Annotated in this window: 20 protein-coding genes; 14 read left to right on the top strand and 6 right to left on the bottom strand. The window is 70.9% G+C overall.

The window, feature by feature from the left end; genetic code table 11:
* Nucleotides 1-6 precede the first annotated feature (6 nt).
* From G3I78_RS27630 to G3I78_RS27610, 5 genes are read left to right on the top strand one after another with little or no spacing between them, the layout of a single operon-like run.
* Entirely contained in the window at nucleotides 7-768 is a 762-nt protein-coding gene (locus G3I78_RS27630) for an SDR family NAD(P)-dependent oxidoreductase (protein WP_164429288.1), read from the top strand.
* Nucleotides 768-1,928 (top strand): CaiB/BaiF CoA-transferase family protein, encoded by a 1,161-nt coding sequence (locus G3I78_RS27625; RefSeq protein WP_164429286.1) that lies wholly within the window; start codon nucleotides 768-770, stop codon nucleotides 1,926-1,928. Before G3I78_RS27630 ends, G3I78_RS27625 begins: the two co-directional genes overlap by 1 nt.
* Nucleotides 1,925-2,725, top strand: coding sequence for an enoyl-CoA hydratase (locus G3I78_RS27620; RefSeq protein WP_164429284.1), 801 nt, complete (start codon nucleotides 1,925-1,927; stop codon nucleotides 2,723-2,725). Before G3I78_RS27625 ends, G3I78_RS27620 begins: the two co-directional genes overlap by 4 nt.
* Nucleotides 2,718-3,851 (top strand): thiolase family protein, encoded by a 1,134-nt coding sequence (locus G3I78_RS27615; protein ID WP_164429282.1) that lies wholly within the window; start codon nucleotides 2,718-2,720, stop codon nucleotides 3,849-3,851. Before G3I78_RS27620 ends, G3I78_RS27615 begins: the two co-directional genes overlap by 8 nt.
* Before the next feature lie 11 nt (nucleotides 3,852-3,862).
* The gene (locus tag G3I78_RS27610; protein WP_164429281.1) at nucleotides 3,863-5,011 is read left to right on the top strand and encodes an acyl-CoA dehydrogenase family protein; all 1,149 of its coding nucleotides are present in this window, start codon (nucleotides 3,863-3,865) and stop codon (nucleotides 5,009-5,011) included.
* A gap of 22 nt (nucleotides 5,012-5,033) precedes the next feature.
* On the opposite strand, the gene G3I78_RS27605 is transcribed toward G3I78_RS27610, so the two are convergent.
* Both G3I78_RS27605 and G3I78_RS27600 read right to left on the bottom strand, forming a co-directional pair.
* Complete coding sequence (locus tag G3I78_RS27605; protein ID WP_164429279.1) at nucleotides 5,034-6,062, bottom strand: phosphotransferase family protein; 1,029 nt, start codon at nucleotides 6,060-6,062, stop codon at nucleotides 5,034-5,036.
* Nucleotides 6,059-7,360: an acyl-CoA dehydrogenase family protein gene (locus tag G3I78_RS27600; RefSeq protein WP_164429277.1), complete on the bottom strand. Its 1,302-nt coding sequence runs from the start codon at nucleotides 7,358-7,360 to the stop codon at nucleotides 6,059-6,061. Before G3I78_RS27600 ends, G3I78_RS27605 begins: the two co-directional genes overlap by 4 nt.
* A gap of 76 nt (nucleotides 7,361-7,436) precedes the next feature.
* On the opposite strand from G3I78_RS27600, the gene G3I78_RS27595 reads away from it, so the two are divergent.
* Genes G3I78_RS27595 through G3I78_RS27585 form a run of 3 tightly spaced genes read left to right on the top strand, consistent with a single transcriptional unit; the run spans nucleotide 7,437 to nucleotide 9,342 of the window.
* Complete coding sequence (locus tag G3I78_RS27595; RefSeq protein ID WP_164429275.1) at nucleotides 7,437-8,075, top strand: helix-turn-helix domain-containing protein; 639 nt, start codon at nucleotides 7,437-7,439, stop codon at nucleotides 8,073-8,075.
* Nucleotides 8,072-8,527 carry a VOC family protein gene (locus G3I78_RS27590; RefSeq protein WP_164429273.1) on the top strand — a complete coding sequence of 152 codons (456 nt, stop codon included), beginning with the start codon at nucleotides 8,072-8,074 and terminating at the stop codon, nucleotides 8,525-8,527. Before G3I78_RS27595 ends, G3I78_RS27590 begins: the two co-directional genes overlap by 4 nt.
* Nucleotides 8,524-9,342 (top strand): SDR family oxidoreductase, encoded by an 819-nt coding sequence (locus G3I78_RS27585; protein ID WP_164429270.1) that lies wholly within the window; start codon nucleotides 8,524-8,526, stop codon nucleotides 9,340-9,342. Before G3I78_RS27590 ends, G3I78_RS27585 begins: the two co-directional genes overlap by 4 nt.
* A gap of 125 nt (nucleotides 9,343-9,467) precedes the next feature.
* Here G3I78_RS27585 and G3I78_RS27580 read toward each other — a convergent pair whose 3' ends face one another.
* From G3I78_RS27580 to G3I78_RS53250, 3 genes are read right to left on the bottom strand one after another with little or no spacing between them, the layout of a single operon-like run.
* The gene (locus G3I78_RS27580; RefSeq protein ID WP_164429268.1) at nucleotides 9,468-9,779 is read right to left on the bottom strand and encodes a DUF1330 domain-containing protein; all 312 of its coding nucleotides are present in this window, start codon (nucleotides 9,777-9,779) and stop codon (nucleotides 9,468-9,470) included.
* An 8-nt stretch (nucleotides 9,780-9,787) separates the two neighbouring features.
* Complete coding sequence (locus G3I78_RS27575; RefSeq protein ID WP_164429266.1) at nucleotides 9,788-9,976, bottom strand: ferredoxin; 189 nt, start codon at nucleotides 9,974-9,976, stop codon at nucleotides 9,788-9,790.
* A complete protein-coding gene (locus G3I78_RS53250) occupies nucleotides 9,973-11,253 on the bottom strand; it encodes a cytochrome P450 (RefSeq protein ID WP_164429264.1) in 1,281 nt (426 codons plus the stop codon). Before G3I78_RS53250 ends, G3I78_RS27575 begins: the two co-directional genes overlap by 4 nt.
* A gap of 129 nt (nucleotides 11,254-11,382) precedes the next feature.
* Here G3I78_RS53250 and G3I78_RS27565 point away from each other — a divergent pair, with 129 nt between their 5' ends.
* The 6 genes from G3I78_RS27565 (at nucleotide 11,383) to G3I78_RS27540 (ending at nucleotide 18,369) form a co-directional block, all read left to right on the top strand.
* Nucleotides 11,383-11,778 (top strand): carboxymuconolactone decarboxylase family protein, encoded by a 396-nt coding sequence (locus G3I78_RS27565; RefSeq protein ID WP_164429262.1) that lies wholly within the window; start codon nucleotides 11,383-11,385, stop codon nucleotides 11,776-11,778.
* Nucleotides 11,779-11,825: 47 nt separating this feature from the next.
* The gene (locus G3I78_RS53245) at nucleotides 11,826-12,674 is read left to right on the top strand and encodes an NAD(P)-dependent oxidoreductase (RefSeq protein ID WP_203615587.1); all 849 of its coding nucleotides are present in this window, start codon (nucleotides 11,826-11,828) and stop codon (nucleotides 12,672-12,674) included.
* A gap of 102 nt (nucleotides 12,675-12,776) precedes the next feature.
* Entirely contained in the window at nucleotides 12,777-14,045 is a 1,269-nt protein-coding gene (locus tag G3I78_RS27555; RefSeq protein WP_164429261.1) for an aromatic ring-hydroxylating dioxygenase subunit alpha, read from the top strand.
* 14 nt (nucleotides 14,046-14,059) lie between these two features.
* On the top strand, nucleotides 14,060-14,389 hold the full coding sequence (locus G3I78_RS27550; RefSeq protein WP_164429259.1) for a hypothetical protein: 330 nt from the start codon (nucleotides 14,060-14,062) through the stop codon (nucleotides 14,387-14,389).
* Nucleotides 14,389-15,648 carry an amidohydrolase family protein gene (locus tag G3I78_RS27545; protein WP_164429257.1) on the top strand — a complete coding sequence of 420 codons (1,260 nt, stop codon included), beginning with the start codon at nucleotides 14,389-14,391 and terminating at the stop codon, nucleotides 15,646-15,648. Before G3I78_RS27550 ends, G3I78_RS27545 begins: the two co-directional genes overlap by 1 nt.
* 60 nt (nucleotides 15,649-15,708) lie before the next feature.
* A complete protein-coding gene (locus tag G3I78_RS27540; protein WP_164429255.1) occupies nucleotides 15,709-18,369 on the top strand; it encodes a protein kinase in 2,661 nt (886 codons plus the stop codon).
* Here G3I78_RS27540 and G3I78_RS27535 read toward each other — a convergent pair.
* Nucleotides 18,353-19,117, bottom strand: a complete 765-nt coding sequence (locus tag G3I78_RS27535; RefSeq protein WP_164429253.1) for a glucose 1-dehydrogenase — start codon at nucleotides 19,115-19,117, stop codon at nucleotides 18,353-18,355. The two genes, G3I78_RS27540 and G3I78_RS27535, sit on opposite strands and share 17 nt — an antisense overlap.
* Nucleotides 19,118-19,119 lie beyond the last annotated feature (2 nt).

Below are 19,119 nucleotides of genomic sequence, written 5' to 3'. Positions count from 1 at the left end.
GACGACATGATCAACGGGTTGTTCGACCTGACCGGCCGCTCCGCACTGGTCACCGGAGCCGCGGGCGGCATCGGCGCCGCCGTCGCCCACGCACTCGCCGGTGCCGGAGCGGCCGTCCTCGTCACCGACGTCGACGGGTCGGCCGCGGCTGCCGTCGCCGAGAAGATCAGGGCCTCGGGCGGTACGGCGGACAGCGCGCCGCTGGACGTACGGGACCGTTCCGCCGCGGAAACCGCCGTGGCCAAGGCCGCCGCCCTCACCGACGGCACGCTGCACATCGTGGTGAACAACGCCGGTGTCACCGCCCCGGCCATGTTCCCCGACCTCGACGAGGACACCTTCCGCAAGCTGCTCGACATCCACGTCCTCGGCACCTTCACCTGCTCCCAGGCCGCCCTCCCGTTTCTGCCGACCGACGGCACGGGACGCATCATCAACGTCACCTCGTCCGCCGGGCTCACCGGCACCCTCGGCCAGGTCAACTACTCCGCCGCCAAGGCCGCCGTCATCGGCATGACCAAGTCCCTGGCCCGCGAACTCGCCCGCCGCCAGATCAAGGTGAACGCCCTCGCCCCGCTGGCCGCCACCCCCATGACGGAGACCATCCGCACCAACGAGAAGTTCGCCGCGACCATGCTCGCCCGCATCCCGCTCGGCCGCTGGGCCGAACCCGAGGAGGTCGCGGGCGCCTTCGTGTTCCTCGCCTCGGACGCGGCCTCCTTCGTCACCGGCCAGGTCCTGCCGGTCGACGGTGGCCTGGTGATCTGATGGGCCCACTGGACGGCGTCACCGTCGTCGCCCTCGAACAGGCCGTCTCCGCGCCGCTGTGCACCCGCACCCTGTGCGACCTCGGCGCCAGGGTCATCAAGGTGGAGAACCCGGCCGGCGGCGACTCGGCCCGGTACATCGACGACGTGGTCGGCGGGATCTCCGCCCACTTCGTGTGGGTGAACCGCGGCAAGGAGTCCGTCACCCTCGACCTCAAGACCGAGGCCGGTCTCCGCACCCTGCACCGCCTCCTCGACCGCGCAGACGTCCTGGTCTCCAACCTCACCCCCGGCACCACCGCCAAGCTCGGCCTCGCCCCCGACGACCTCGCCGGCAGCCACCCCGATCTCATCGCCGTCGAGATCGACGGCTACGGCCGGGGCGGCCCCCTCTCCCACAAGCGGGCCTACGACCTCCTCGTCCAGGCCGAGTCCGGCGCCTGCGCGATCACCGGAACCCCGGGCGCGCCCGCCAAACCCGGCCCGCCGATGGCCGACGCGAGCACCGGCCTGTACGCGGCCCTCTCGATCGTGGCCCTGCTGTACTCCGGTGAGCGGCGGTCCGTCACGGTCAGCCTCTTCGACACGATGACCGAGCTGATGGGCTACGCCCTCCACCACACCCGCCACACCGGCGTCGACCAACAGCCCCGCGGTATGGGCTCCCCGGCCGTCTCCCCGTACGGCGCCTACCGCACCGCCGACGACCAGACCGTAGTCCTCGGCACCACCAACGACCGCGAATGGCAGCGCCTGGCAAGGGAGTTGCTTGAACGCCCGGACCTCGTCGACGACGAACGCCTGCGCACCAACCCGGGCCGGGTCGAACACCGCGACCTGCTCGACACGGAGCTGGCCGCCTGGTGCGCTCGGCACGAACTGTCGTACATCCAGAGGCGCGCCGACGAGGCCGGAATCGGCAACGCCCGCTACAACACCCCCAGCGATGTCCTCGCCCACCCGCACCTCACGGCCCGCGACCGCTGGCGTGACATCGACACACCGTCCGGGCCGGTACCGGCGCTGCTGCCGCCCCCGGTCATCTCGGGCTACGACCCACCGATGGGCGCGATTCCGGCGCTCGGTGCGCACACCGACCGGGTGCTGGCCGAACTGGGCCTGTCCGACGAGGAGTTGCGCGAGCTGCGGAGGGGTGCGTGACCGTCCTGCTGTCCAGCGACGCCGACGGCGTGCGCACCCTGACGCTGAACCGGCCGTACCGCAGGAACGCCGCCGACCCCGAGCTGTGGCAGGCGCTCCGGGAAGCGCTGGCCGCCGTGACCCGGGACCGGAGTGTCCGCGCGCTCGTCCTCACCGGGGCCGGTGGAGCCTTCTGCTCGGGTGCCGATCTCAAGTCGGGGGACTCCCGGCACCCGTTGGACAAGGTCCGCGACCTGAACGACGTGGCGGTCCTGCTCCACGAACTCCCCTTCCCCACCGTCGCGAAGGTGACCGGCGTGGCCGTCGGCGCGGGCTGGAACCTGGCGCTCGGCTGCGATCTCGTCGTGGCCACCCCCGAGTCACGCTTCTCCCAGATCTTCACGCGCCGCGGGCTCTCCCCGGACTGCGGCGGCACCTGGCTGCTGCCGAGACTCGTCGGACTCCAACAGGCCAAGCGGCTGACCCTGTTGGCGGAGACGATCGACGCCGAGGAGGCGCGGGCGCTGGGGCTCGTCACCTGGGTGGTGCCGCCCGAGGAGATCGACGAGTTCGTCGCGGACCTGGGGCGGCGGCTCGCGGCGGGTCCGCCGGTCGCCCTCGCCCAGACCAAGGCGCTCCTCAACGAGGCCACCAGCAGCACCCTGTACGAGGCACTTGCCTCGGAAGCGCGCGCCCAGGCGGCGAACTTCGCTACCACGGACGCCCAGGAGGCCTACGCGGCCTTCGCCGAGAAGCGCGAGCCCCACTTCACCGGCCGCTGGTACCGATCCCCGACCTCGGAGGACCCCCATGCGTGAAGCAGTGATCGTCGAGGCTGTCCGGACGCCGGTGGGCAAACGCAACGGAGGTCTCTCGGAGGTCCACGCCGCCGACCTTTCGGCCCTGGTCCTCCGTGAGCTGGCCCGCCGGACCGGCATCGACCCCGCGATCGTGGACGACGTCGTCTGGGGCTGCGTCTCCCAGGTCGGCGACCAGTCCAGCAACATCGGCCGCTACGCCGTCCTCGCCGCAGGCTGGCCCGAGACGATCCCCGGCACCACCGTCAACCGGGCCTGCGGATCGAGCCAGCAGGCCCTCGACTTCGCGGTGCAGGCCGTGATGTCGGGCCGGCAGGACGTCGTCGTGGCGGGCGGGGTCGAGGTGATGAGCCGGGTGCCGCTCGGCTCGGCGCGGGCCACCGGGATGCCGTACGGCCCCCAAGTCCTCGCCCGATACCCGGGGTTCGACTTCAACCAGGGTGTCTCCGCCGAGAAGATCGCGCAGAAGTGGGGGCTCTCGCGTACTCGCCTGGACGAGTACGCGGCCCTGTCCCACGAACGGGCCGCCATCGCCCAGGACGCCGGTGCCTTCGACGCGCAGATCGTGCCGGTGGGCGCGGTCACGGCCGACGAGGGCATACGGCGGGGCAGTACCGTCGAGAGGCTGTCCGCCCTCAAGCCCGCCTTCCTGGACGACGGGGTGATCCACGCGGGCAACGCCTCCCAGATCTCCGACGGGGCGGCCGCCCTGCTGGTGACGACTCCGGAGCGGGCAAGGGAGCTGGGGCTGACGCCGATCGTGCGCTGTCGCGGGGGAGTCGTCACCGGCTCCGACCCCGTGCTCATGCTCACGGGCCCGATCCCGGCCACCGAGAAGGTACTGCGGCAAACGGGTGTGGGTCTCGCCGAGGTCGGGGTCTTCGAGGTGAACGAGGCGTTCGCCTCCGTGCCGCTCGCCTGGCTCGCCGAGGCCGGAGCCGACCCCGCGCTGGTCAACCCCTTGGGCGGTGCCATCGCCCTGGGGCATCCGCTCGGGGCCTCGGGCGCCGTCCTGGCCACCCGCATGATCCACCACATGCGCGACCACGGCATCCACTACGGACTCCAGACCATGTGCGAGGGCGGCGGCACGGCCAACGCCACCCTCCTCGAACTCGTTTCCTGAAGGAGGGGACCGTGCGCCGAGACGTCTTTGACGCCGACCACGAGGAATTCCGCAAACTGGTCCGGGAGTTCGTGGCCAAGGAGGTCGTCCCGCACTACGCCGACTGGGAGAAGGCGGGCCGCCTGCCGCGCTCGCTCTTCGAACAGCTCGGTGAGCTCGGGCTGTTGGGCATGTCGATCCCCGAGGAGTACGGCGGCACGGGACTCGACGACTACCGGTACAACGTCGTCCTCCAAGAGGAGTCCTCCCGCGCCCTCGTTACCCTCGGCACGGTCCGCACCCAACTGGACGTCGTCCTGCCCTACTTCCTCGCCTACGCCGACGAGGACCAGCGCCGACGCTGGTTGCCCGGACTCGCGGCCGGCACGCTCCTCACCGCGATCGCCATGACGGAGCCCGGCACCGGATCCGACCTGGCCGGCATCCGCACCACCGCCGTCCGGGACGGGGACACCTATGTCCTGAACGGCGCCAAGACCTTCATCACCGGCGGACTCCTCGCCGACCTGGTGATCGTCGTCGCCCGCACCGCCACCGACCCCGACGACCGGCGGGCCGGACTGACCCTGCTGATCGTCGAGGACGGCATGTCCGGGTTCACCCGCGGGCGCGTCCTCGACAAGATGGGCATCAAGGTCCAGGACACCGTCGAGCTGGCCTTCGACGACGTGCGCGTACCCGTGGCCAACCGGCTGGGGGAGGAGGGCGCAGCCTTCCGCTACCTCGGCCACAACCTCCCGCAGGAACGGATGACGGTCGCCGTCGGCTCGGTCGCCCAGGCGCGGGCCGCGCTGGACACCACGATCGACTACGTCAAGGAGCGCGAGGTCTTCGGACGGACGGTCGCGTCCTTCCAGAACACCAAGTTCGAACTCGCCGCCGTCGCCGCCGAGATCGAGGCCGCGCAGGCCATGCTGGACCGGGCGGTCCTGTCCCTGGTCGACGGTGAACTGTCCGGCTCCGACGCGGCGAAGGTGAAGCTGTTCTGCACCGAGATGCAGGCCCGTGTCGTCGACCGGTGCCTGCAACTCTTCGGCGGCTACGGCTATATGACGGAGTACCCGATCGCCCGGCTGTACACCGACGCCCGGATCACCCGGATCTACGCCGGCACGAGCGAGGTCATGAAGGTCATCATCGCGAAGTCGCTGGGCCTGTGAGGGAGTTCGGCGCCACGACCGTCTACGGGGCAGCGACTCCGTAGCCCGTCGTCTCCGCCAGTTCCGCCGCGCTCCGCATGAGGTCGAGGACCATCGGGCCGAACGCCCGCAACTTCTCGTTGTCGCCCGCCCGTTGGAAGCCCTGCTCCAGGACGATCGCCAGCTTCCACTGGGCGAGGACGTCGTAGTAGTCCATGTCGTCGACCTGGCGGCCCGAGACCGAGGCGTAGTGCCGGATCAGTTCGGTCCGTGCGGGCATGCCGGTCAGGTCGACGTAGAGGGCGGTGGCCGCCTCGGGGGTGCTGGTGTCCTCGGGCCAGCCGCGCAGCATCCAGGCGAGGTCCAGCTTGGGGTCGCCGACCGTGCCCATCTCCCAGTCGACGATCGCGGCGAGCCGGGCCGGAGCGCCGTGCCGGAACATGACGTTGGCGAACTGGTAGTCGCCGTGCATCAGGCCGGGGACGTAGTCGAGGGGCTTGTGGGCGCGCAGCCAGGCGGAGGCCTCGTCGAAGCCGGGCAGCTCGCGGCCCTTCACCCGGTCCAGGTAGCGCGTCCAGCGGTCGACCTGACGCTCGTGGAAGCCGTCGGGGCGGCCCAGGTCGTGCAGGCCCTTCGCCCGCCAGTCCACCTTGGAGAGCAGGGCGATGCCCTCCGCGAGCCGGTACCCGAGGCCGGCCCGCGCGCTGAGGTCGGTGTCGAAGGGGGCCGCCCAGCCTCGTACGCCCATGGGGGACCAGCCGTCGACGAACTCCATGAGATAGAAGGTGCGGCCCAGGACCGCGGGGTCCGTGCAGACGGCGACCGCCTCGGTGTGCGGGACGTCCGTGCCGTTCAGCGCCTCGATGATCCGCCACTCCCGCAGGATCCCCTCGTCCCGGGCGGCCGGGGCCGTGGGCGGCGGGATGCGCAGGGCGCAGTGCAGGTCGCCGCGCCGGATCTCGTAGATCTCGTTCTGAGCGCCGCCGGAGACGTACCGGTGCTCGATCGGCTCGCCCTTCCCGGGGAGCCCGGACTGGTCCAGCCAGTTGGCCAGTCGCTCGACGTCGATCACCGGGTACCCGCCTCGTCGGGAAGGAACTCGGCGTACTTGGCGCGCGCCGCCGCCACCCGTTTGGGCAGGTAGGCGCTGGGCCACAGGTCCTCGCTCGGCTTGTGGTCGCGGAGCACCTGACGGGCGACGGTCACCTTGTGGACCTCGGTCGGGCCGTCGGCGATGCCGAGGACGCTCGCGCCGAGCAGCATCCGGAACAGCGGCATGTCACCGCTGACCCCGAGCGCCCCGTGGACCTGGACGGCGCGGTGGGCGATGTCGTGCAGCACCGCCGGGAGCTGGGTCTTGACCATCGCGATGTCCTTGCGGACCTTGCGGTAGTCGTTGTGCTTGTCGATCTTCCAGGCGGTGTGCAGCACGGCCAGCCGGAACTGCGTGAGCTGCGCGTACGAGTCGGCTATGTGCCCCTGCACGAACTGCTTGTCGGCGAGCCGCTCGCCCTGGGTCCGCCGGCTCAGGGCCCGCTCGCACATCATCTCGTAGGCCTTGCCCGCCAGGCCGATCGTCCGCATGGCGTGGTGGATCCGCCCGCCGCCGAGCCGCGTCTGGGCGATCACGAAGGCCTGGCCCTCGCCGCCGAGCAGCGCGTCCGCCGGGACCCGTACGTCGTCGTAGTGCACGAGCGCGTGCGAACCGCGTTCCTCCGGCTCACCGGCGAGGGCCACGTTGCGCTCGATGACGATGCCCGGTGTGCCGGCGGGGACCAGGAACATCGACATGCTCCTGTACGGGTCGCCGTCCGGGTCGGTCACCGCCATCACGATGAAGAAGGCGGCGGTCCGCGCGTTGGACGAGAAGTACTTCCAGCCGCTGAGCACCCAGTCGTCGCCGTCCTGCACGGCCCGGGTGGTGAACTCCTTGGGGTCGGAGCCCGCCTGAGGCTCCGTCATCGAGTAGCAGGAGAAGATCTCGCCGTCGAGCAGCGGGCGCAGATAGCGGTCCTTCTGCCCCGGGGTGCCGTAGTGGGCGAGGATCTCGGCATTGCCCGTGTCCGGGGCCTGGCAGCCGAAGACGATCGGGGCCCAGGAGGAGCGGCCCAGGATCTCGTTGAGCAGGCAGAGCTTGACCTGGCCATGGCCCTCGCCGCCCAGCTCGGGGCCGAGGTGCGTGGCCCACAGTCCATGGGCGCGCACCTCCTTCTTCAGCGGGTCCAGGACGCGGCGGAGGTTCTCGTCGGGCGGGGTGAACTGGAGGCCGTCCCACAGGAGATCGAGGGGCTCGACCTCCTCACGCACGAACCGGGCGGCCCAGTCGAGCTGCGCCTGGTAGTCCGGTTCGGTTTCGAAGTCCCACGGCATTGTGTCTCCTTCCGGCGGCTGCCAGAATAGCGTTCTCATGAAAGAGAACACAATTCCCCTGACGCGGAACGACGTTATGGAAGAGTCGGAGGACCTGGCCGAGCGCATCGCCCGCCAGGCACTGGCCGGGCGCGGTGCCCGGTACGCCGGTGAGGTGCGCGCCCTGCTGGACGCGGCTCTGGAGGTCATGCGGCGCCGCGGCACCGCCTCACGGCCGCGGGTCGCCGACATCGTGGCGGCGTCCGGGCTGTCCAACGAGGCGTTCTACCGGCACTTCCGGTCCAAGGACGCCCTGGTCGCCGCGATCCTGGAGGACGGCGCCGCGCGACTGTGCGGCTACCTCGCCCACCGGATGGCCAAGGAGCCGGCGCCCGAGGACAAGGTGCACCGCTGGGTCGAGGGCGTGCTGTCCCAGGCCATGGACGAGGAGACGGCGGCGACCACGCTCGCCGTCATGTGGAACGCCCAGAGCGTGGGGGAGGGGTTCCTGTCCGGCCCGCCCTCGACCGCGGGCCTGCTGGCGGAGCTGCTGCGCGAGCCGTACGGCGAACTCGGCAGCGAGAACCCCGAGTTGGACGCGTCCCTGGCCGCCCACGCCACGATGGGCAGGCTCGCGGACCACCTGTGGCGCCGCACGCCCCCGACGGGCGCCGACGTCGACCACATCACCCGGTTCTGTCTGCGCACGGTCGCACCCCGAGGAGCGTACGAGTGAAGCCGAGCGATCAGTTCCATGCCGGGATCGTCGTCGACGATCTCGCCGCAGCCGCCGCCGAGTTGACGGCCCTGTTCGGATACGAGTGGTGCGCGGAGATGGGCGGCTCGACGCGGGTGCGGCTGCCGGAGGGGGACGCCGTCCTCGACCTCAGGTCCGTGTACTCGAAGTCCACGCCCCGCGTCGAGCTGGTGCGGAGTGTGCCGGGGACGCTGTGGCAGCCCGCCGACTCCGGCGTCCACCACCTCGGCTACTGGTCCGACGACGTGGCCGCCGACTCCGCCGAACTCGCCGGTCGTGGCCATGAGTTGGAGGCCCAGGGCAGACGGCCCGACGGCACTCCGTACTGGGCGTTCCACCGCGCTGCCGGAGGAGCACGCGTGGAGCTGGTGACCCGGGAGCTGCAACCGGTCCTGGAACGGTACTGGGCGACCGGCGGGAGGAACGGATGACCGGCGTGGGGATCGTCACCGGCGCGGGCCGGGGGATGGGACTGGAGTGCGCGCGCCGACTGGCCGCCAGGGTGGACCGGTTGCTGCTGGTCGACCTCGACGGGGCGACGGTGACCGCGGCGGCCCAGGAGCTGTCGGCCGGCGAACACCGGGCCGTCGTCGAGCCGTTCGTCCTGGACGTCACCGACCGCGACGGTCTGGCCCGACTCGCCGCCCGCGTCGCCGCGTCGGGCACCCTCCGCGCAGTCGCCCACGCGGCCGGCATCTCCCCGACCATGGCCGACTGGCGGCGCATCCTCCAGGTCGACCTCGTCGGTACGGCCCTGCTGGCCGAGGCGCTGCGACCGCTGGCCGGCGACGGCACGGCGATGGTGTGCTTCGCCTCCATGGCGGCCCGGCTGGGCGCCGCCGAGCCGAACCCCGCCGCCGACGAGGCCCTCGACGCCCCGCTGGACGCCGACCTCCCCGACCGGCTCCGTGACGCCCTCGGTCCCGCAGTGGAGGAGCCGGGCGTCGCCTACAGCTGGGCCAAGCGCGGAGTCCAGCGCTTCGTGCAGCGGGAGGCGATGCGGCTCGGCCCGCTCGGGGCCCGGGTCTGCTCGGTGTCGCCGGGCATCGTGGCGACACCGCAGGGGCGACAGGAGGCGGCCGGGCATCCGTCGATGAGGACGCTCGTCGAGCGGTCGGCGCTGGGAAGGGAGGGCCGCCCGGAGGAACTCGCGGCCGTGGTCGCCTTCCTGCTGTCCGAGGAGGCGTCCTTCCTCACCGGCGTGGACGTGCTCGTCGACGGGGGTGTGCTGGCGGGGCTCGGGTGACGGGCGCGGGGCGGGTGGCTTGGTCACGGCGCGGGGCGGGCGGCTCAGCCGTGGCTCGGAGGAGGGCGGCCCGGTCGTGGCTCGGCGGCAGGCGACTCAGTCTCCGCACCGGGGGGGCAGGCGGTTCAGTCGCCCGGCGTGGGCATCTCGAACCCCGACACGATCACGACCCGGCACTCGGCCGCCGCCTGCCGCAAGGGCTTCGCCTTCTCGTAGGACGCCGACTCGTACCAGGCGCGGGCCGCCTCCGCCGACGGGAACTCCAGTACGACGGTCTGGTCGCCGTGCCACTCGCCCTCTAGGAGTCGCGGCCGGGGATCGGCGGCCAGGACCTTCGCCCCGCTCTCGGCGATGGAGGCAGCGGCCGCCCGGCCGTAGGCGGCCATGCCCGCCGGGTCGCTGATGGCCTCGGTGATGATGACGTAGCCCTTGGGCATGGCTCTCCTCAGCTGATCGTGATCGCGCGCTCGGGACACATCCCGGCGGCGGAGCGCACCGCGTCCTCGAACTCGGCCGGGACCTCGGGGGTCTCCACCACGGCGTAGCCGTCGTCGCTCAGGTCGAAGACCTCCGGGCACAGTGTGCAGCACACCCCGTGTCCCCGGCACCGGTCGTCGTCGACGGTGACCTTCAACGGACCTCGCCCCACTCCAGGTTGAGGTGGGTCAGGCCGCGCAGGATGAACGTCGGCACGTACTGGAAGCGCCGGGCGTCGGCGGGCCCGTGGACGGACTCGGCGATCCGGATGTCCGTCGTACGGTCCAGGATCCGCTCGATGGTCACCCGGGCCTCGGCGCGGGCCAGCGGCGCCCCCGGACAGGTGTGCACCCCACGGCCGAAGGCCAGATGGCGGCGGACGTTCGCCCGGCGCACGTCGAAGCCGCCCGGGTCCTCGAACTGGCGCGGATCACGGTTGGCGGCGCCGTTGAGCACCATCAGCGTGGTCCCGGCCGGGATGTCGACCCCGCCCACGGTCGTCGCCACCCTCGACAGCCGGAAGTCGCCCTTGACCGGGCTCTCGGCGCGCAGCGCCTCCTCGACGAAGTTCGGGATGCGGTCCCGCTCGGTGCGCAACAGCCGCTGCACGTCCGGCTGTTCGGCGATGATCCGCAGCGCGGTGCTCAGCAGCCGGACCGTGGTCTCCTGACCGGCGGCGAAGAGATTGGCGGCGACCCGTACGACATCGGCGACCTCGGGCGTCGAGCCGTCGGGGAAGGTCGCGCTCGCGAGTCCGGTGAGGACGTCACCGCGCGGTTCCCGGCGGCGCTCGGCGATGTACTCCGCGAAGCGGCCGTAGAGGAACTCCAGCGGTGAGTGGTGCATGCTGTCGTCGCCGGTGCTTCCGACGCCCGCCTCGGTGGACGGGCGGTTCTGGAGCCGGTCCGTGAACTCGGCGCGGTCCTCCTCGGGCACGCCGAGCAGGTCGGCGATCACCAGCAGGGTGAAGGGCCCGGCGAAGCCGCCGATGAACTCCCCTTCGCCCGGGGCGAGAAAACCGTCCAGGAGGCTGTCGGCCAGGTGCCACATCGACGCCTCGTTCTCCTTGAGGCGCTTCGGAGTGATCAGCCGCATCAGCAGGGCACGGTGATCGGTGTGCTTCGGCGGGTCGAGGGTGGGGAGCTGGTCGCTCATCGGGAGCGCGTCGCGGTGCTCCTCGATGAGCGCGCTCACGTCGTCGCCCTCCAGCGGCACCGGGAACCCGGGGAAGGGGCCGCTGACCGAGAGGCACGAGGAGAAGGTCTCGGTGTCGTTGTAGACCTGCACCGCCTCGTCGTACCCCGTCACCATCATCACGTCGTGGTGGCTCTCCCGGCGCACCGGGCACTGCCCGCGCAGGGCGTCGAAGTACGGATACGGGTCCGCGACGAGCCGCTCGTCCCGGAAGAAGTCGATGCTCTCGAAGTCGTCCACGATCTGCCGATCTCCCTCCGGCGGCGGCCCTGACGGGGTGGGACGGTAGCACAATTCTCCGCTGTCTGGAATCTTGGATGTACGTTTATGAGAGCGTCATTCTCGCAGTCCGGACCCCACGGGAGACCCATGAAAGAGACCGAAGAGACCGAGGAACTGCGCTCTGCGCGCGCCATGCGGCTGGCGGTGCTCGGCGACACCCATGCCGAGGGCCGGGCCACCGAACTCGACGCGGTTGGTGCCGAGTTCCAGGACTACCTCACCACCACGGCCTGGGGGGTCTGGGCCCGCGGCGGCGCCCTGAGCCCGCGCGACCGCAGCCTGCTGGTGCTGGCCATGACCGCCGCGCTCGGCCGCATGGAGGAGTTCCGCCTCCACCTGGACGGCGGCCCGCGCGTCGGCGTCACCGACGCCGAGGTCGACGAACTCCTCTTCCAGATCACCGCGTACTGCGGGGCGCCGGCCGGCAGCGCGGCCCGCCGCTCGGTACGGGCCGTACGGGCGGGGCGGGAGGGTGAGCGGTGATCGGTACGGGGCGTACGGGCCGTAAGGCCGGGACCGGAGGGCGAGCGGTGATCGGTTTCGTCGGACTGGGCAACATGGGCGCGGTGCTGGCCGGGAACCTCGCGGACGCGGGCCACCCGCTGGTCACCCACGACGCCGCGGGCCCGGCGCGCTCCCCTTCGTCCGCTCTCCACGTCGGCGATGTGGCCGAAGCGGCCCGCCGTGCCGAGGTGTTGGTGCTCAGCCTTCCCGACGGCACCGCGTCCGAGCAGGTGGCCCGTGAGGTCCTCGCCGTCGCCGAACGCCGGGTCCGGTGCGTGGTCGACACCTCGACCGTCGGCGTGGGGGCCGCGCGGACGATCGCCGAGCTGCTCGCGAAAGGCGAGGTCGGCTACGTCGACGCCCCCGTGTCGGGCGGGGTGGCCGGAGCCCGTGCCCGCACCCTGACCGTGATGTACGCGGGCGCCGACGACGCCTGCGCCCGCGTCGAGCCGGTGCTGGCCGGTCTGAGCGACCGCCGCCACCGGGTCGGCGACCGCCCCGGCATGGCCCAGGCGCTCAAGCTCGCCAACAACTTCCTGTCCGCCACCACCCTCGCCGCCACCAGCGAGGCCGTCGCCTTCGGACTCGCCGCCGGGCTCGACCTGGCCACCATGCTCGACGTCCTGAACACCTCCAGCGGCCGCAGCGCCGCCACCGAGGACAAGTTCCCGCGCCATGTCCTCACCGGCCGGTATGCCGCCGGCTTCACCAACTCCCTGATGGCGAAGGACGTACGTCTCTATCTGAGCGAGGTGGCGGAGCAGGGCGGACCGTCCGACCTGGGCCGGACGGCGGGCGCGGTCTGGGAGAGCTTCGCGGCGGCCGAACCCGGTGCCGACTTCACTCGGATCTTCCCGTTCACGGAGGGCGCTTGAGGGCGGGTTCTTGACGGTCGATCGCGAGCGAGAATAGCATTCTCATACGGAGAGACTGAGATTATCGCATCCTCCGTACAGCCGACTGGAGGACCAGACCCCATGGCGCACTTCAAGAAGCCCGATGAGGGCAGCTGGACCGAACACCTCAAGATCGACACCGAGCCGGTCTCCTACGAGGACTCGATCTCGCCCGCGCACTACGAGCTGGAGCGGGACGCGATCTTCCGGCGGACCTGGCTGAACGTCGGCCGCGTCGAGCAACTCCCCAAGCGGGGCAGCTTCTTCACCAAGGAGCTGGACGCGGCGGGCACCTCGGTGATCGTGGCCCGGGGCACGGACGACGAGGTACGGGCCTTCCACAACGTGTGCCGGCACCGCGGCAACAAGCTGGTGTGGAACGACTTCCCGCGCGAGGAGACCAGCGGGGTGTGCCGCCAGTTCACCTGCAAGTACCACGCCTGGCGCTACGACCTCGAGGGCAAGCTGGTCTTCGTCCAGCAGGAGCAGGAGTTCTTCGACCTCGACAAGTCGAAGTACGGACTCAGCCACGTCCAGACCGAGGTCTGGGAGGGGTTCATCTTCGTGAACCTCGACCCCGAGAACACCACCCCGCTCAGGGAGTTCCTCGGCGAGTTCGCCCAGGGCATCGAGGGCTATCCGTTCCACAAGATGACCCAGGCCCACAAGTACCGGGCCGAGATCGGCGCCAACTGGAAGCTGTTCATCGACGCGTTCGCCGAGTTCTACCACGCGCCGATCCTGCACTCCGGCCAGTACATGGCGGATGAGGCCCGCAAGATCCAGAAGTACGGCTACGAAGCCCTGCACTACGACATCGACGGCCCGCACAGCATGGTGTCCTCCTGGGGCGGCATCGCCCCGCCGCACGACCGCGCCATGGTCAAGCCCATCGAAGGCGCCCTGCGCAGCGGCCTGTTCGGACCGTGGGAGTTCCCGGACGTCGGCGTGGCCACCGAGGACCTGCCCCCGGCCATCAACCCGACCCGCGACAAGCGGTGGGGCATGGACTCCTTCGTCTTCTTCCCCAACTTCATGCTGCTGATCTGGCGGCCGAACTGGGTGCTGACGTACCACTACTGGCCGACGGCCTACAACTCCCACATCTTCGAGGCCACTTGCTACTTCGTGCCGCCGGAGAACGCCTTCCAGCGGCTCCAGCAGGAGCTGGCCGTCGTCTCGTTCAAGGAGTACGGCCTCCAGGACGGCAACACCCTGGAGGCGACCCAGACCATGCTCGAATCCCGCGCGGTCAGGGAGTTCCCGCTCAACGACCAGGAAGTGCTGCTGCGGCATCTGCACAGCACCGCCCGCCAGTACGTCCGCGACCACGCACAGCGCTCGTCCTGACCCGAGGAGGACCCATGGCCACCGTGTTCCCACCCGAGTTCGCCGCCCTGGAGCCCTTCGCCGACTGGGCCGTACCGACCGAGAAGGCCCGCTACGCCAAGCGGATCGCCTCCACCATGGACGAGCTCGACACCTTCTACAGCGCGGCGTTCCCGCTGCTGGCGAACGGCACCGAGTACCTCCAGCAGGTCTCCATGGAGGGCATCTCCGACGAGGACAAGCACCTGCTGTGGCTGTTCTGCGCCCTGGTGACCGTCGCCTTCCCGGTCGAGGCCTGGCGCCAGCCCAAGGTCCCCGACACGGGGGCGGCCGCCATCGACGCGGTCGTGGAACCGGCCGTCTGATGCCACGACCGCGCGCACCGCAGCCGCCCGTCCACCTCCGCGCCGCCCGCATGCTCGACGTCACCAAGGGCGAACTGGTCGAGCCGGGCGACCTGTTGATCCAGGACGAGCACATCGTCGAGGTCGCCCCCGCGTCGGTTCCGGCCGACGCGGTGGTGATCGACCTCGGCGACGTGACCCTCCTGCCCGGGCTGATGGACATGGAGGTCAACCTGCTGCTCGGCGGCCCCGACCACCGCAGCCCCCTCAACCCGGTCCAGGACGACCCGGCCGTCCGCACCCTGCGCGCGGTCGCCAACGCCCGCCGGACGCTGCGGGCGGGCTTCACGACCGTACGCAACCTGGGTCTCTTCGTGCAGACGGGCGGTCTCCTCCTGGACGTGGCGCTCCAGAAGGCGATCGACCTGGGCTGGATCGAGGGCCCGAGGGTGGTCCCCGCCGGACACGCGATCACCCCCACCGGAGGCCATCTGGACCCGACGATGTTCCAGGCGCTGGCGCCGCACATCATGCCCCTCACCGTCGAGGAGGGCATCGCCAACGGGATCGACGAGGTCCGCAAGGCCGTCCGCTACCAGATCAAGCACGGCGCCCGGGTCATCAAGGTCTGCGCCTCGAACGGCGTCATGTCCCACACCGGCCCGGCCGGCGCCCAGCAGTACTCCGACGAGGAGCTGCGGGCCATCGTCGACGAGGCCCACCGCGCGGGCCGCAAGGTCGCGGCCCACTGCATGGGCGACCGCGCGGTCCGAGCCGCCCTCGCGGCGGGCATCGACTGCGTCGAGCACGGCTTCCTCGCGGGCGACGAGACCCTGGACCTGATGGTGGAGCGGGGCACCTTCCTGGTGGCCACGACCTACATCGCCGACGGCATGGACGTCTCCAAGGCCGCCCCGGAACTCCAGGCCAAGGCCGCGGAGGTCTTCCCCCGGGCGAAGGCCACGATCCGCCGGGCGATCGAACGCGGCGTCCGAGTGGCCTGCGGCACGGACGCCCCGGCGATCCCGCACGGCCGCAACGCCCGCGAACTCCTCGCACTGGTCGACCGCGGAATGACCCCCCTGGCCGCGATCCGTTCCGCGACGACGGTGGCCGCCGACCTGATCGACGCCGACGACCGGGGCCGCCTGGAGCCCGGCCTCCTGGCCGACATCATCGCGGTACCCGGCGATCCCCTCACGGACATCGGGGTGACGGAGGACGTGCGGTTCGTGATGAAGGGTGGGGAGGTGTACCGGCACGAGGGCGGCAGCAGCTGAGGGCGAGGCCGTAGGCTGGCAGCACGCACAGAGCCGTTGGGGGACGATGTCGTGCTGCACATGCCGCTTCACCGGCAGTTCCGGTACATCCACGAACCCTTGCCGGCCGGTGACGGCGCCATTCCGGTGCTCGGTCACGAAGCGCTGGTCGACACGCTCAAGGAACGGCTGACGTACTCCCACGGCGGTGCCTTCCTGGTGAGCGGCTTTCGTGGAGTGGGCAAGTCGACACTGGTGCTGCGGGCGTTGGCCGAGACCTCCGCCCTGTGGGGCGACCGGGACGTCATGCTGGTCGTGCACCTGAACGTCGCCCGTTCCATGACCACGGACCAACTGCTGTTCGCGGTGGTCCGGCGGATCTTCGAGAGCCTCGACGACCGTGATCTGCTGGCGCGCCTTCCGCGCGAAGTGCAGCGTGCGTTGCTGCTCGCCTACTCGCGGACATCGCTGTCGTTCACCCAGACACAGTCCGAGAGCACCGAGAGGGGTACCACTCTGGGGCTCGCCCCACAGCACCGGCTCGCGCCCACCATGAGCTTCAGCGGTCGCAGAACCCGGTCGCAGGCCACGGAGGCCGCGTTCCTCGCGTACTCCGAGACGGACGTCGAGCACGACCTGGTACGCATCGTCCAACTGCTCAACGGCAGTGAGGGCCGCCCCGATCCGGTACGCCGGTCCCGAAGACTCCTGCGCAGGCGGCACCGGCGGGACGCCACACGGATCCGGGTACATCCGGTGATCGTGCTCGACGAGGTCGACAAGCTCACGGACAACGACGCGGAGGCGATCGCCCTCTTCGAGGCGTTACTGGGCCGCATCAAGAACGTGCTCACCGCACGCGGCGCACACTTCATCGTGGTCGCCGGCCCCGACCTCTACGACCGGGCGCTGCAGGACTCCGACCGGGGCAACGGGGTGTACGAGAGCGTCTTCGGGTGGCGGATGTACGTCCCGTGTCTGTGGGACGCGCCCGGACGCCTGGTGCACGGGCTCGTGCGGAGCGGCCGGCCACAACCGGACACGCCATCGGCCTGGGGCCCGCCTGCCGCCCCGTACGGCCCGCTCGGACCGTACGGCGCGAACGCCCCCGGCCCCGGTACGTACGTCACGTACTCGCCCGAGTCCACGTACACCATTCCCAGGTCGACCCCGGACGACCTGCGGCTGGCCCGATTCATCGCCTACCTCCGTTTCAAGGCGCGTGGCGTTCCGCGACGGCTGCTGCAGGAGTTCAACTCCCTCGTGGTGTGGGAGGACGGGCTGCCCTCGTTGAGCGTGAACGAGGAGGTATGGGCACGCGTCGACTTCTATGCGCGCCTGGAGGACGTGGTGTCCGAGACGATGACGGCGAGCACGCCCGACGGATCCGCGGGCGTGCTGATCGACGACGACCGGCGCCTCCTGGGCGGCTACCACGTAGTGGAATGGACCCTGCGCAGCGAAGGCAGACCGTTCACCTCCACCGACGTGACGGGCCCCCAGGGGCTCGACTCCCTGCTGCGCATGACGCCGCCCGCGGTGGAGCGGCTGTTGCGGCACCTGGTGCGGGCCGGCGTACTGGACCTGGTGAGCGAGCCCGGACGACCGGACGTCACCCGCTACGGCGGCGCCGAGTCCGCACTGGCCTACTACAAGCTGTCGGACGCCTACAAGCGGCAGTTGGCCGGCTTCGTCCGGAGCAGCGAGAGCGAGCGCGCAGACCTGGGGATCGCCACCCCGCCACCCGGCCCAGATCTGTACGGCTCCACCATGATCGGCGCCAGGAGCACGCCCGCCGAACCACCGCCGGCGGCCGACGGCGCACCCGGCGCCGGCGCGCCGGTGATCACGCCGGCGGTCGCGGTACTGGCCGAGCGGTACGAGATGAGCAGTCTCCTCGGACAGGGCGGCATGGGCGCGGTCTACCGAGGCCGGGATCTGCTCACCGGCAGGCAGATCGCCGTCAAGGTGCTGCACCACCGGCTGCGCGAAGACGAGCAGATGCTCAGCAGGTTCCGGCGAGAGGCCGAGGTGAGCCGCCAGCTGAACCATCCGCAGATCGTCCGGACCCTCGACGCCCTGGACGGACCGGACACGGAACCCGCGCTGATCATGGAACTGGTGGAGGGGCCCTCCCTGCAAGAGGTTCTGGACGAGCGCGGCGCGCTGCCCGTGGGCCTGGTCGCGCGCATCGGCCGGCAACTCGGTGAAGCGCTCGCGTTCATCGACACCATGGGTGTCTCCCGTATCGATCTGAAGCCGAGCAACGTCCTGCTGCATCCGGAGCGCGGTGCGGTCGTCATCGACCTCGGCATCGCCCGTCCCTCGGTCGCGGACTACGACGTCACGATCGTGGGGATGGTGATCGGGACACCGGGGTACATGGCCCCGGAACAGGCGCTGGGCAATCCCTCGGACATCAGGACGGACCTCTACACGCTCGGCATCCTCATGTACCAGTGTCTGACCGGGACGTTGCCCTGGAGCGCTTCCTCGGACCATCAGGTCATCTACGAGATCGTGCACAGGGACGTACCCGTCGACGCCCTCGCGGTGTCCGAGGAACTGCGTGCCCTGCTCGGCAGGATGCTGTCGCGCGACGCCGACACCCGGCCGCAGAGCCCGGAGGAGTACCTTCGGGAACTGGCCGCGACTCCCGAGGCGGGCGAGGAAGCCGGGCCGGAGACACTGGAGGCGGAAGACACCGCGACATACGTCGGCCCCGCTACACCTTCCGCGTGATCCCCCCGTCCACCCGCACGATCGCCCCCGTCGTGAAACTCGACGCCGCACTCGCGAAATGCAGCGCCAGCGGGGCCACGTCGTCCGGCCGCCCGACGCGGCCCAGCGGAACGAACGACGCGTCGAAGTCGGCCGCCGCCCAGGCCTGGTGAGCATCCGTCAGAACCGGCCCCGGCAGGATCGCGTTCACCCGCACCTTCGGCGCGTACGCCTCCGCCAAGCCGACCGTCAGGGCGTTGAGGCCCGCCTTGGCGCAGGCGTACGGCAGTTCATGCACGCTCGCCAGCAAGGACCCCGCCGTCCCGATGTTGATGATCGACCCGCCCCCGTGATCCGTCATGTGCTTCGCCGCGAGGACGGCGAGACGGAACGGCCCCTTGAGATTCACGGCGAGCGTCTTGTCGTAGAGCTCCTCGCTGACCGTGTCGAGGCTGTCGTACATCGGGGACATGCCCGCGTTGTTGACCAGCACGTCCAGGCGCCCGAAGTGCCCGAGGGTCTCGGCGACCAGCCGCTCGCAGTCGTCCCACCGGCCGACATGACAGGCGATGCCCACAGCCCGACGCCCGGTCGACGCCCGCACCTCCCCGGCCACCGCCTCGCACGCCTGGAGCTTTCGTGAGGCTACGACGATCTCGGCACCGGCCTCCGCCAGCGTCTGCACGATGGACCGGCCGATCCCGCGCGAACCGCCGGTGACCACCGCCACCTTGCCCGTCAGGTCGTGCAGCTCGGCGAAGGAAGTCACGC

This window comes from Streptomyces sp. SID13726 (assembly GCF_010548375.1).
Classification (GTDB): domain Bacteria; phylum Actinomycetota; class Actinomycetes; order Streptomycetales; family Streptomycetaceae; genus Streptomyces.
This window is presented reverse-complemented; position numbering and strand designations above follow the sequence as displayed.